This window comes from Microbacterium azadirachtae (genome assembly GCF_000956505.1).
Taxonomy (GTDB): domain Bacteria; phylum Actinomycetota; class Actinomycetes; order Actinomycetales; family Microbacteriaceae; genus Microbacterium; species Microbacterium azadirachtae_A.
The window spans coordinates 302,096-314,653 of record NZ_JYIX01000040.1 but is presented as its reverse complement, the minus strand read 5'-3'; the positions used below and the strand labels follow the sequence as shown (position 1 = coordinate 314,653).

Annotated in this window: 13 protein-coding genes; 5 read left to right on the top strand and 8 right to left on the bottom strand. The window is 71.8% G+C overall.

What is annotated here, in order from left to right:
• Window positions 1-56 precede the first annotated feature (56 nt).
• From RS86_RS19455 to RS86_RS19445, 3 genes are all read right to left on the bottom strand, one after another.
• Complete coding sequence (locus RS86_RS19455) at window positions 57-1,019, bottom strand: alpha/beta fold hydrolase (RefSeq protein ID WP_045274007.1); 963 nt, start codon at window positions 1,017-1,019, stop codon at window positions 57-59.
• A 163-nt stretch (window positions 1,020-1,182) separates the two neighbouring features.
• Entirely contained in the window at window positions 1,183-2,373 is a 1,191-nt protein-coding gene (locus RS86_RS19450; RefSeq protein WP_045273902.1) for an acyl-CoA dehydrogenase family protein, read from the bottom strand.
• Window position 2,374: 1 nt separating this feature from the next.
• The gene (locus RS86_RS19445; protein WP_045273901.1) at window positions 2,375-3,520 is read right to left on the bottom strand and encodes a CaiB/BaiF CoA transferase family protein; all 1,146 of its coding nucleotides are present in this window, start codon (window positions 3,518-3,520) and stop codon (window positions 2,375-2,377) included.
• A 253-nt stretch (window positions 3,521-3,773) separates the two neighbouring features.
• Between RS86_RS19445 and RS86_RS19440 the strand changes: the two genes are divergently transcribed.
• On the top strand, window positions 3,774-4,478 hold the full coding sequence (locus RS86_RS19440) for a tyrosine-protein phosphatase (protein ID WP_045273900.1): 705 nt from the start codon (window positions 3,774-3,776) through the stop codon (window positions 4,476-4,478).
• An 86-nt stretch (window positions 4,479-4,564) separates the two neighbouring features.
• The gene (locus RS86_RS19435) at window positions 4,565-5,029 is read left to right on the top strand and encodes an SIP domain-containing protein (RefSeq protein WP_045273899.1); all 465 of its coding nucleotides are present in this window, start codon (window positions 4,565-4,567) and stop codon (window positions 5,027-5,029) included.
• Window positions 5,030-5,092: 63 nt separating this feature from the next.
• On the opposite strand, the gene RS86_RS19430 is transcribed toward RS86_RS19435, so the two are convergent.
• The 4 genes from RS86_RS19430 to RS86_RS21130 form a co-directional block, all read right to left on the bottom strand.
• Window positions 5,093-5,461 (bottom strand): Fe-S oxidoreductase, encoded by a 369-nt coding sequence (locus RS86_RS19430; RefSeq protein WP_419177715.1) that lies wholly within the window; start codon window positions 5,459-5,461, stop codon window positions 5,093-5,095.
• Window positions 5,462-5,544: 83 nt separating this feature from the next.
• Window positions 5,545-6,357 (bottom strand): arginase family protein, encoded by an 813-nt coding sequence (locus tag RS86_RS19425; RefSeq protein ID WP_045273898.1) that lies wholly within the window; start codon window positions 6,355-6,357, stop codon window positions 5,545-5,547.
• A gap of 1 nt (window position 6,358) precedes the next feature.
• Window positions 6,359-7,099: a PspA/IM30 family protein gene (locus RS86_RS19420; protein WP_045273897.1), complete on the bottom strand. Its 741-nt coding sequence runs from the start codon at window positions 7,097-7,099 to the stop codon at window positions 6,359-6,361.
• Window positions 7,100-7,166: 67 nt separating this feature from the next.
• Window positions 7,167-9,215 (bottom strand): TPM domain-containing protein, encoded by a 2,049-nt coding sequence (locus RS86_RS21130; protein WP_045273896.1) that lies wholly within the window; start codon window positions 9,213-9,215, stop codon window positions 7,167-7,169.
• 124 nt (window positions 9,216-9,339) lie between these two features.
• On the opposite strand from RS86_RS21130, the gene RS86_RS19410 reads away from it, so the two are divergent.
• The gene (locus RS86_RS19410; protein ID WP_045273895.1) at window positions 9,340-10,197 is read left to right on the top strand and encodes a DUF3097 domain-containing protein; all 858 of its coding nucleotides are present in this window, start codon (window positions 9,340-9,342) and stop codon (window positions 10,195-10,197) included.
• Window positions 10,198-10,262: 65 nt separating this feature from the next.
• The gene (gene trmB / locus RS86_RS19405; protein WP_045273894.1) at window positions 10,263-10,988 is read left to right on the top strand and encodes a tRNA (guanosine(46)-N7)-methyltransferase TrmB; all 726 of its coding nucleotides are present in this window, start codon (window positions 10,263-10,265) and stop codon (window positions 10,986-10,988) included.
• Window positions 10,989-11,031: 43 nt separating this feature from the next.
• On the opposite strand, the gene RS86_RS19400 is transcribed toward trmB, so the two are convergent.
• Window positions 11,032-11,772 carry an alpha/beta fold hydrolase gene (locus RS86_RS19400; RefSeq protein ID WP_045273893.1) on the bottom strand — a complete coding sequence of 247 codons (741 nt, stop codon included), beginning with the start codon at window positions 11,770-11,772 and terminating at the stop codon, window positions 11,032-11,034.
• Between the two features lie 73 nt (window positions 11,773-11,845).
• On the opposite strand from RS86_RS19400, the gene RS86_RS19395 reads away from it, so the two are divergent.
• Window positions 11,846-12,544: a helix-turn-helix transcriptional regulator gene (locus tag RS86_RS19395; protein ID WP_045273892.1), complete on the top strand. Its 699-nt coding sequence runs from the start codon at window positions 11,846-11,848 to the stop codon at window positions 12,542-12,544.
• The last annotated feature ends 14 nt before the right edge of the window (window positions 12,545-12,558 follow it).

The following is a 12,558-nucleotide window of genomic DNA, read 5'->3' as shown; positions in this document are numbered from 1 at the left end:
ATCGCGAGGCGGGGGCGGCGAGACGCGGCGTCACATTCCGGGGCCCTTCAGCAGGTTCAGGGGCCGGTGCTGTCCGCGGCGGTGCTGTCGGCCCCCGTGCGGATGATCTCGGCGAGGGCGGCGGGCGCCGTCTCCTGCAGGTTGTGGCTGCCGTCGAGATGCAGGACGCGTGCGCCGGGCAGACGCGTGCGGAACTCCTGCTCCGCGCCGTCCGAGACGAATCCATGTCCGGCGCGGACCAGCGTGAGCGGCGCGGCGACGGCGTCGAGGTCCGCCCAGCCGTGCTCGCCGAGGATCGTCGGAACCGGCCCGGCGGAGGCGGAGGAGGCCGACGCGGCGGGCGGGGCGTCCAGCAGCCGCGCGGCGATGTGGGCGAAGTGGTGCTTCCACTCCACCCGGCCGTCGGCCCGCACGCGCGTGTTGAGGAACACGCCGCGGGCGGTGTCCTCGCGGGATCCGCCGAAGCCGAACTGCTGCGCACGGTCGACGAGCTCGTCGCGGCTGGCGGCGTCGACCACGCGGTAGAACTCGCGCAGGGCTGCGGGGCCGACGCTCTGGTCGACGCCGGGGGTGATGTCGACCACGATGAGCTCGCGCACGAGCTCGGGCGCCTGGGCGGCGACAGCCGCAGCGGTGAGTCCGCCGAGCGACTGGCCGACCAGCACCTGCGGGCGATCGGTCCAGGCCTGCAGCGCTTCGATCACGTCGGCGGCGAGGGTGCGGCCGGTGTAGTCGGCGTCCTCGCGCCAGGAGGAGTCGCCGTGGCCCGCGAGGTCGATCGCGAGCACGGGCCGGCCGAGGGCGAGCACCGTGGTGTCCCACGTGTGCGCGTTGAGTCCCGCCCCGTGCAGCAGGGTGACCTCGACGGGCTCGTCTCCGAAGCGCAGCGCGCTCAGCGTGCGACCGTCGGGGAGGGGCAGGGTCAGACGCCGGACGGGCGGAACCCCGGCTCCGAATGCGCGGGCCTGACCGGCGAGGAAGGAGAACTCTGTGGTCTCTTCTGGTGCGACGTGGGACACGCCCTCATTGTGCTCCTGCGCAGCCGTCGGTGCGAAACGAGAGATCATTCTGCGTAACAAATACTCGTTTCAGGCGGTGTAAAGGCCATTGATAATGGCACCCGTTCGCGCATATTGATCCGACCCGGGATCGGTGACCCTCGCGTGAAGGTCCGGATCCGGATCAGAACGCGCTCAGCCCCGTGAGCGCCCGGCCAATCACGAGCTGGTGGATCTCGTCGGTGCCCTCATAGGTGCGGACGGACTCCAGGTTGGCCGCGTGCCGCATCACCGGATAGGCGTTCGTGATGCCGTCGCCCGCCAGGATCGAGCGCGCCTGATGCGCGATCTCGAGGGCCTCGCGCACGCTGTTGAGCTTGCCGACCGAGATCTGCGCGGGAGTGAGCGCGCCGCGCTCCTTGAGTCGTCCGAGATGCAGCGCCAGCAGGATCCCCTTCTCGACCTCGAGCAGCATGTCGGCGAGCTTCGCCTGCGTGAGCTGATTGGCGCCGATCGGCTTGCCGAAGACCTCGCGGCCGGTCGCGCGCTCCAGAGCGGCTTCGAGGCAGCTGCGCGCCGCGCCCATCGCGCCCCAGATGATGCCGTACCGCGCCTCGTTCAGGCAGCCGAACGGTCCGGACAGCCCCTCGGCTCCGGGCAGGATCGCATCCGCGGGGAGCCGGACGTCGTCGAGCGCGACATCGCACTGCACAGAGGCGCGCATCGACAGCTTGCCGGTGATCGGGGTCGCCGTGAAGCCGGGCGTCGCCGTCGGCACGAGGAAGCCCCGTACGGCCCGTCCGCCCTCGCCGAGGGCGGGATCGTCCACGCGCGCCCAGACCACGGCGACATCGGCGAGCGAGGCGAGCCCGATCCAGCGCTTGGCGCCGTCGATCACCCAGCCGTCGCCGTCCCGGCGCGCGGTGGTCGTCATGGCTGCAGGGTCGCTGCCGCCCTGCGGCTCGGTGAGCGCGAAGCAGCCGACCGCGTCTCCCGTCGCCATGCGCGGCAGCCACGTCTGCTTCTGCTCCTCGGAGCCGTACTTCGCGATCGCGCTCATCGCGAGCGACCCCTGCACCGAGACGAACGTGCGCCAGCCGCTGTCCGCGGCCTCCAGCTCCAGGCAGGCGAGGCCGTATGCGACGGCGCCGGCGCCCGCGCAGCCGTAGCCGGTCAGGTGCATGCCGAGGAAACCGGCGGCGCCGAGCTCTGCGATGAGTTCGCGGCGGAAATGCGCGTTCTCGAAGTCCTCCTCGATGACCGGCAGGATGCGCTCCTGCGCGAAGGCCCGTGCGCGCTGCTGCCAGTCGCGCTCCTCGGGCGTGAGCAGGGCGTCGAGGTCGAACACGGCGTCGATGCGGGGAGCAGTCGTCATCTCAGGTCCTTTCGGTGCGCCAGGCGGCGGGCGCGGAGTCGTTCAGGGCGGGCGGCGGCGTGCGGTAGGCCGCTGGCGCGTCCGCGAGCCGGATCGGATTCGCGATCGTGCGGGAGGGGCCGAGCGCGACCACGGGGTCGAGATCCAGCCCCTCGGCGAAGGAGATCGCCTCGGCGACGTCGTGCACGAGGCCTGCGGGGATCCCCGCGGCGCGGAACAGGTCGACCCAGTGCGCGGCCTCTGCATCCGCGAGCCCGCTCTCGATCAGGGTCGTGAGGGCGTCGCGGTGCGCGACGCGGTCGGCGTTGCGGAGGAAGCGCGGATCCGCGGCGAGCGACGGACGCCCCAGCGCCTCGGTCAGCGCGCGGAACTGTTTGTCGTTGCCGACGGCGATGACGAGGTCCCGGTCGGCCGCGCGGAACAGGGCGTAGGGCGCGATCGAGGGATGCGCGTTGCCCAGACGGCGGGGCGGGACCCCGGTGGCGAGGGTCGACGCGGCCTGGTTCGTCAGGGCGGACAGGAGGCTCTGCAGCAGGGACACCTCGACCCGCTGGCCGAGACCGGTGCGGTCGCGCTCGCGCAGGGCGAGAAGGATCCCGGCCACGGCGTTCTGCCCGCACAGCACGTCGACGAGCGCGACGCCGGCCTTCGCGGCGGTGCCCTCCGGATCGCCCGTGATGGACATGAGGCCGCCGACGGCCTGCACGAGGAGGTCGTAGCCGGCGAGCGAAGCGCCTGGGCCGTCGCCGAAACCCGTGATGGAGCAGTAGACGACGGCGGGGTTGACGGCATGGACGGCGGCGACGTCCAGTCCGAAGCGCTCCATGACGCCGGGGCGGAAGTTCTCGACCACGACGTCCGCGGTGCCGGCGAGGCGCAGCGCCTCCGCGCGGTCGGCCTCGACGGTCAGATCGAGCGCGACGGAGCGCTTGTTGCGATTGACGCTGTTGAAATAGGTCGCGGTGCCGTCCGCGTCGACAGGCGGATGCCAATGGCGGGTGTCGTCGCCGTCCGGCGGCTCGATCTTCAGGACGTCGGCGCCGAAATCGGCGAGCGTCATGGTCGCATACGGGCCGGCGAGCACCCGGGAGAAGTCCGCCACGCGCACGCCGTCGAGGACGCCGCGCCGCTCGGTCTCCCCGCTCATCCCGTCAGCTCCTTCGCCGTCCGCCCCGAACCGTGTCCCACTTCTGGCCCCACCGTGTCCCATATCCGGCTCAGAAACCGGTGCCGGAGCAGCCAGAACTGGGACATGGTTTCGCCGTGCGCCCCATCCTACGGACGGCGCCGCCTCCGCCGGTTCCGTCCGGTGCGCGCGGCTCCGCCGCCGCGCGGCTGCACACCCCGGACACGCCCTAGGCTGGAGGCCGACGGCAGCGGCCACGGGTGAGGAGGTGCGCATGATCCTGCTCGACGTACCAGGCATCACGAACCTGCGCGATGTCGGCGGCATCCCCGCCGGCGCCTCCCGGATCCGCGAGGGCGTGCTGTTCCGCTCCGGCAACCTCGCGCACGTCGGCCCCGACGCGCACTCGTTCCTGACCGAGCGGGTCGCTCGCGTGGTCGACCTCCGCGACGACACCGAGGCGAGCGCCGAGCCCTGCGCGCTGCCAGGGCTGCGCATCGACCGCATCCCGCTCTTCGCCGGCTCCGTCGCCTCCTTCCTGTTGGGCGATGTCAGCCTCGCGGGCCTGTACCGGCACATCGTCGAGGATGGCGCGGACCGCATCGTGCGGGTCGTCCGGATCCTGTCGGCGGGGGAGCCCACCCTCGTGCACTGCACGCTCGGCAAGGACCGCACGGGCGTGAGCGTCGCGCTCGCGCTCGCCGCCGTCGGCGCCGACCGTGAAGCGATCGTGGAGGACTACGCGCTGACCGCGTCGCAGCTTCCGGAATCCCGCAACAGGGCGATCGCGAAGTGGCTCGAGGAGCGTCTGCCGATCGCGCACGACGCGATCGCGGTCGCCACCCAGTCGCCGGCGCCGGTCATGCGCGACCTGCTGAAGGGCATCGACGAGCAGCACGGATCGGCGGCGGACTATCTGCTCGCGTCCGGTTTGACCCGCGCCGAGCTGGAGGCGCTGGGGACGTCGCTGGTCGGCTAGCCGGGCAGCGAGCCGCGGGATGCCCGCCTGCGCGGAGGTCGAGGTAGGTTAGGCAACCCTTCATTCGGTGATATCGTAGAGGCATCATGACCACTGCGATCCGCACCACCGCACGCGCCGAGCGCCGTGCCCTGCGTCGCTCCACGAAGGCTCAGCATCTCATCGTCGCCGACGAGCGATCCCTGGCCGAGCTGGAGGCGGAGCTCTCGACGCTGCCGCTGTGCGCGACGGGTCGCGTGTTCATCGAGGTCCCCGACGCGGAGTCGATCTCCGCGGTCACGGTCCCGCCGCGGATGACCGTCACGTGGCTGCCGCGCGCCAGCCGCTCCGGCGCGCCCGGCACCGCCCGCCGGTGCGCCCAGGGCGAGGCCGCGGCGCGCGCGGCGATCGCCTGGGCCGACGAGATGCTGTGCGACGGTGCGGAGGAGCACACCACGGTGACGCTGCTCGGGAGCTTCCTGGGCACGGCGGACATCGCGGAGCACCTCACGGAACGGCTCGGCATGGATCCCGCGCGGATCACCGCGCCGGAGCGCTTCCGGCTGCTCTGAGTCCCGCTCCAGGCCCTTCTACAGGCGCAGAGGCCCGCCACAGGCTCGGCCACCGGGCTCGGATCACCGGCGCGGCAGGTAATGCCCGTCTTCGAGGCCGGCCTCGATCTCGAAGCGATTGCGCAGCGGATCCCGTCCGGCGAGCAGATACAGGAACGGCATCAGCAGGCCGTAGCGCAGCCACTGCTCTTTGTGCACGGCCTCGTGCCGCAGGACGCGGTCGTCGGGCACCGTGTCGCCGGTGAGGTAGCAGCCCGCGACGCAGACGCCGCCACGCGCGAAGGTCCACTCCGGCATGCCGCGGAAGATCCACAGTCCCTCGCGGCGCTCCACTTCGCCGGTGCTCCACAGCCCGCCCCAGATCCAGCCCACGGCCATGCCCCAGGCGTAGCCGAGGCGGCTGATCGGGGAGCGCAGCAGCACCGACGGCAGACGCAGGTCGCGTCGTCGCCCCTGCTCCAGGATCTCGGCGGCCTCTGCCTTGATCGCGGCGATGCGGGCGGCGTCGCCCGCTGTCACGCGAGGGCGCCGATCAGGCGCAGGATCGCGCCGAGGTCCTGCACCGCATCTCCGGGGGAACGAGGGGCGAAACCCGCGATCGTCGCCCCCGCGAGCGGCAGCTGCTCGCGCAGCGCCCGCACGGCGCCGACGACGTCGGCCGTGCGCAGGCCGAACGGCACCGCGGAGGAGACGCCGGCGAGTTCCGAAGGGTCCAGCACGTCGACGTCGATGTGCACGTACACGCGAGACGCCCCGGTGGCGGCGACCGCCGCCGCGAGAGCATGCGCGTCGTCGACGTCCTCGAGCCGGACGATCCCCGACGTCGCGAGGTAGGCGCTCTCGGCATCGTCCTCGGACCGCGCGCCCACGAGCACCGTGCGCTCAGGGGTGATCCCCGAGGGGCCGTCGATCGGGAACGAGTCGTGGCCGAGCAGTGCGCGCAGGGCCATGCCCGCGTAGGCGCCCGAGGCCGAGGACTCCGGGGTGTGCAGGTCGGGGTGCGCGTCGAACCAGACGATCGCGACGTCGTGCAGTGCGCCGGGGAGGGCGGCGACCGCGGCGACGCTGACGCCGCAGTCACCGCCCACCACGAGCGTGGGCTCGGCATGCGCCGTGATCGCTTCCTCGATGAGCTCCCTCGTTCGACGCAGGCTGCTGAGCCTGTGCACGCCCGTGCCCTCGGCATCGCCGGCCTCGAGCGGCACCTCCAGCACCGTCGTACGCGCGCTGGGGAGGTCGCCGGCGATCGCCGACGCCCCCTCGGTGAGCAGCATCGCCCGCGGGGCAGGGGAGCCCTGCCACTGCGGGACGACGAGGAAGCGGGTCATCTCAGCCCTCGAGCGCTTCCTGCGGCTTGGTCGCTCCGGCCTTGAGCTCCGCGAGACGGGCCTCGACCTCGGTCAGCTGGCCGATGTCCTCGAGGCTCTCGAACTGCGCGTCCAGGCTGGACGCGGCGAGCTCCGCCTTGCCCTGGGCCAGCGCCTCCTGGCGGCGGACCTTGTCCTCGAACCTGCCCAGCTCGCTGGTGGGGTCGAGGACGTTGATCGACGAGACTGCGTCCTGCACCTTGGTCTGCGCCTCGGCGACCTTGGCGCGGGCGAGCAGCTCGCTGCGCTTGTTCTTCAGCTCGACGAGCTTGTCCTTCATGCCGTTCAGGCCGGTCTTGAGCTTGTCGACGATCTCGGTCTGGGCCGCGATCTGCGGTTCGGCCGTCCGCGCTTCCTGCTCGGAGCTGATCTGGCGCTGCAGGGCGACCTTCGCGAGGTTGTCGAACTTGTCGGCGTCGGGGGTGTTGCCCGCACCGCGCAGGTCGTCGGCCTTGCGGCTGGCGGCGAGGGCCTTGTTGCCCCACTCCGCGGCGGACTGCACGTCCTCCTGGTGATCGCGCTCGAGAAGGCGCAGGTTGCCGATCGTCTCAGCGATGGCCGACTCGGCGTCCGCGACGTTGTTGGTGTAGTCGCGGACCAGCTGATCGATCATCTTCTGCGGGTCCTCCGCGGAATCGATGAGCGAGTTGATGTTGGCCTTCACCAGGGTGGAGATGCGGCCGAAGATGGACTGCTTGGTCATGGGATGTCCTTTCCAGATTTCCGGTCGATGGGGTCGTGCACGTCAAGAGAAGCTGAGAGTCCGGGTGTCAGAAGCGCCCGCCCGATCCGCCGCGGCCTCCGCCGCCGAAGCTCGAGGGGCTGAATCCGCCGCCTCCGCCGCTGGAGCGCCATCCGCCGCCGCCTCCGCCGCCCCAGCCTCCGCTGGAGCGCCCACCGCCGCCGCCGGACAGGATGCCGCCGATGATGCCGCCGAGGATCGCGTCGCCCATACCGCTGCGGTTTCCGCCGCCGCCGCCCCAGCCGCCGCCATTGCCCCAGGAGTCGATCGAGCCTGCGGCGAGCTGGGTGGCCTCGCGAGCGAGGGCGATCGCCCGCTGTGCGTGCTGCAGCGCCGTGTTCGGATCCGCGACGCGCGCGGCCTCGGCCTGGTCGTACTCCGCCGACGCCTGCGCCGCCCTGGTGCGTGCGTCGGGTCCGATCGCCCCGCGGTGCGTGGTGATGTAGCTGTTGGCCGTGGAGATCTCCGCGCGGGCCTGCGTGAGCGTCTGCTCCAGCACCTGCTGGGCGCGCTCGGCCTGCTGCTGGGCGTTGCGGATCGCGTCCACCGTGCTGTCGATGCGGGTGTTGGCAGCCGTCAGCGACTCCAGCACGGACTGCGGGCGGCGTCCGGTGCCGGTGGCATCGGTGCGGGCCTGGTCCAGCGCGGTGCGGGTCGCCGCGACAGCGGCGTTCAGCTCGGGGGACGGGGGAAGGGCCGCTGCCCCTGCGAGATCCTGTTCGAGATTCGCGATGAGCGCCTGCGACTGCGTCTCCGTCGAGGCGAGGTCGGCCTGCAGCGTCGTGATCGCCGCGGCGAGTTGCGTCGCCTGCAGCACGCCTTCTTCTCCGGTGCGGATCGCGAAGGCGGCCTCACCGCGCTTCCCCTGCGCGACGAGCTCGCCGGCCTGCGCGATGTGGGTATCCGCGAGGTCCAGCCGGCTCGCGGCTTCCGCCGGGTTGCCCGTGACGGTCTGCAGGGCGGAGGCGTCATACTCGGCGGACAGCGCCTGCAGCGCGGCAGGGGCGGCGGCCACGGCGGAGGCCGCGACTTCGCGATGGGCTTTCAGCTGGGCGAGCGCCTGCTCCGCGTTCTGCTCGAGCTTGCGGAGCTCGTCGAACGCGGCGACGTTCGCGTCCAGCGCGTTGTCGGCCGACTCGCACAGCCGGATGATCTGCAGATGCCAGTCCCGGCGCTGCTGGTCGGTGTCGGGAACCTCGTCGTCGAGCTTCTGCTTGAGCGAGAACGCCTCGTCGAGCTTGCCCTTGGCCTTGGCGACCACCTCGGTGAACGTGCTTGTCGCGGCGTCACCGAACTGCGCGGTGGCGAAGCCGAGGTCTTCGGTCGAGGACGTGATCGCATCGTCGGTGTGCACGAGGGCGAGGCCGGCGCGCTTCGCCAGCTCCTCGTCGCTGATGGCGTCGAGGGGATCCCCGACCGGCTGGGTCGCGGCCGGCTTCACCCGTGCGGCGGCGCGGCGGCGCATCACCACCAGCACGATGATCGCGGCGACGATCGCGAGGACGCAGAGGACGACCAGCAGTATTCCGCCGAGATCGGCCCCCGAGGATCCGGATCCGCCGAAGCCGTCCGCCGCGGTGTTCACGGCGGCGGCCCAGTGCTTGTCGCTGAGGTCGTTCACGAGCGACCGGGAGATCTGGTCGACGCGGGTCAGCGGGATCGGGCCCGCCTTGTCCGCGGACAGGTAGTACTGCCGTGTCTCGGTGGCGATCGCGAGGAGGTACTGCTGCTGGCCGAGGCCGTTGTCCACGGCGACCTGGTTCGTCCACTCCTGACTGTTGTCGGGGTTCGAGAACCGGTCGACGAAGACGACGAACAGTTGCAGGTTCTGCGAGCGGCTGAGCGTCTGGAGCCGGTCGTCGAGCTCCTTCTTCTCGGAGGCGCTCAGTGCGCCCGCCTCGTCGGTGACGAAGTCGGATCCGAGGGTCACCGGGGCCGTGGCGGGGTGCGGCGCCGTGGAAGCGGTGCGGGGCTCCGTGGAAGAGGGGCCCGCATCGGCGAGCGCCGGAGCGGAGGAGAGAGACATGCCGAGCACGCCCAGGACCACACCGACGACGACAGCCCAGCGCGCGCGCATCTTCGCTCCTCCCGGGACCCGGAAGGCCCCTGGAGCGAGTCTAGGGCGTGCGTCCTTGTGTTTCTCCTGTCCTGCCGAGGCTGCGGCGGCGGAGTGCGGATGCACCCTCGGTAGGCTGGTCGGGATGGACGACAGGTACGGATCCGATGTGCTCGCCAAGGGCTGGCGCGAGCGCGGCGCGAAGGTCGCCGCGGACGTCGCGGCCGAGAAGGACCTCGTGGTCGAGGTCGCCGTGGACGGCTTCTGCGGGGCGGTGACCCGGATCGAGGGCGGACAGGTCGAACTGGAGGACTACCGCGGCCGCCGCCGGCTGTTCCCGATGGGCGCCGGCTTCATGATCGACGGCGAGCCGGTGCGCCTGGTGCACCCCGCGCGTTCGGCGGCGGAGGGCGCGACGAAGCGCACCGCGTCCGGATCCTTCGCCGTCGGCGACTCCCGCGCGCGCACCGCGCTGCCGAGCCGGATCCTCGTCGAAGGCCGCCACGATGCAGAGCTCGTGGAGAAGGTCTGGGGCGACGATCTGCGCGTGGAGGGCGTGGTCGTCGAGTACCTCCAGGGCGTCGATCTGCTGGAGGAGCTGCTCGCCGAGGCCCCGCCGCGGCGCGACCGCCGCTACGGCGTGCTCGTCGACCACCTCGTGCCTGGCTCCAAGGAGACCCGCATCGTGGAGCAGATCATGCGGGGTCCGCACGGGGCGCACCTGCGCATCGTGGGGCACCCCTACATCGACGTGTGGCAGTGCGTGACGCCGGCGGCGCTCGGCATCCGCGCCTGGCCGCAGATCCCGCGCGGGACGGACTGGAAGACCGGCATCTGCCGGGCCTTCGGGTGGCCCGCAGAATCCCAGACGGACATCGCTCATGCCTGGAAGCGCATCCTCTCGCGGGTGAAGAGCTACCGGGATCTGGAGCCGACGCTGCTCGGCCGGGTCGAGGAGCTCATCGACTTCGTCACCGAGCCGATCGCCGGGGGCGGGCGATGAGCGGGCGCTCGGCCCGCGGGGCGGGACGGGCCGGCGGGACGCCGGACGGCGGATACCCTGGAGGGATGCCCGAACCCCGCACCTTCCGTGACGAACCGGTCTCGTTCGTCCGCCGCAGCGGTCGCATGTCCGAGGCGCAGGAGAGGGCGTTCGCCGAGCTGGCCGCGTTCTACGTGCTCGACGTCCCGCGCGACGTCGCCTGGACCTCGGTGCACCCCGAGGCGCGGCTCGAGGTGGTCGCCGCCTATGGGCGCGAGGCGCCGCTGACCGTCGAGATCGGATCGGGCCAGGGGCACGCGATCGTGTCCGCCGCCGGGGCGCACCCCGAGCGGGACTTCCTCGCCGTCGAGGTCTTCCGGGCGGGTCTCGCCCGCACGATGCTCGACGCCGAGCGGGATGGCGTGCGCAACCTGCGGCTCATCGAGGCGAATGCCCCGGAGGTGCTCGCCACCTACCTTCCCGCCGGCTCCGCCGACGAGACGTGGATCTTCTTCCCCGATCCCTGGCACAAGAAGCGTCACACCAAGCGCCGCCTCGTCCGTCCCGGTTTCGGCGCCACGGCCGGCGCCGCCCTGCGCGACGGGGGTCTTCTGCGCCTCGCCACGGACTGGGAGGACTACGCACTGCAGATGCGCGAAGTGCTCGACGAGGCGCCGGAGTTCGAGCGCGCGTTCGAGGGGGAGTGGGCGGAGCGCTTCGACGGCCGCGTGATGACGGCGTTCGAGCGCAAGGGCATCGCGAAGGGCCGCGACATCCGCGACCTCACCTATCGCCGGGTGCCGCGGATCTGACCCGCTGACCACGGCCAGCGGGCCCACGGCCCTCGCCCGTCGCTCAGCGGGTTCGAGTCGCCGCTGAGCGAATGACCTCGGCGAGGTCGCGAGGACGGCTCCACATGGGCCAGTGACCGGTCGGGAGGTCGACGACGTCGAGGTGCTCGAGGCCCGCGACCTCGGCGAACATGGGGTGACCCCCTCGTGCCAGGTCCAGCAGCTGCGCGCTCGGGATGGAGCAGCACACCAGGGTGGTCGGGATCCTGTGGCGCGCATCGTTCACGAGTTCGACGCGCTGGCGGAGCACGGGGCCGGGCTCGGGGACGGCCCGTGCGCGGAACCGCGCGAGGACCTCTGCGCTCAGTCCCTCGAGGCTCGCCTGCTGAGCGAGCACGTCGAAGGAGGGAAGCGGCAGATCCTCCAGGTCGTCCGGGAGGTCGGCGGCGAAGGCGCTCTCCGCGCCCACGGGCCCGGAATCGACCCACACCACGCGACGCACGAGCTCGGGATGCTGGTCGAGGAGAAGGGTGACGGGGAAATTCGCCCCGCTGTGCGCGACGACGATCGCGGGTTCGCTCGCCGAGACGCCGTTTCCGGCGAGGGCGTCGAGGATCGCCGCGACCTGGTCGTCGAGAGTCCTCGCGGCGCGCTCCGGATCGTCGGGGTCGAGACCGGGCAGCGTCATCGCGAGGGCGGGAGAGCCGGTGGATTGCAGTTGCTCGAGCACGTCGTCCCAGGCCCAGGCGCCCAGCCAGTGGCCGGCGATGAGAAGGATGGTGGGATTGCCCGTCGTCTGTGTCATGTCACCAGCTTCGACGACGCTGCGGGCAGGTGTATGTCACTATTTATGTCATGAAATTCTCGGAAGCGGCACGGTGAAGCGGACAGAGCGACTCCACGCCCTGTCCGAGATGCTGCGCCGCAGCGGATCCCGCGGATGCTCCGCCGAGCGGCTGGCACGAGAGTTCGGCGTATCCGTGCGCACCGTCAAGAGAGATCTCGCAGCGCTCGAGAGCAGCGGCGCGCCCATCTGGTCCCGTCCCGGGCCCGGGGGCGGGTACGGAATGGCGATGGGCTCGTCCCTGCCGCCGGTCAGCCTGTCTCCTGCGCAGGCGGTGGCGCTCCTGGCGGCCGTATCGGCGGCATCCGATGCCCCGTACGCGGATCTGGCGGCAGCCGGGGTCCGGAAGATCATGGACGTCCTGGATCCCCGAACCAGGGCGAGGGCCGATGCGCTGGCCGATCGCGTCTGGGTCGACGCGCTTCCCGTCCCCTCGCGCGCGATCAGGTCGGCACTCGAGGAGGCGATGGCCGACCAGCGCGTCGTCCGCATCCGCTACACGGCCGGTGACGGGACCACGACCACGCGCGACGTCGAACCCGTCCTGTTCGCCTCCACGAACGGCCGGTGGTACCTCGTCGGGTGGTGCCGCCTGCGCGACGCGATGCGATGGTTCACCGTGTCGCGCATCGAACGGGCGAGCGTGACCAGGACGCCGTGCGCCGGGCATACCGTCGACGAAGTCGGAGAGCCTCCTGCGAACGCGGCACCGGTGCATGGTCATCGCAGCTAGCGCGCGCCTCTCGC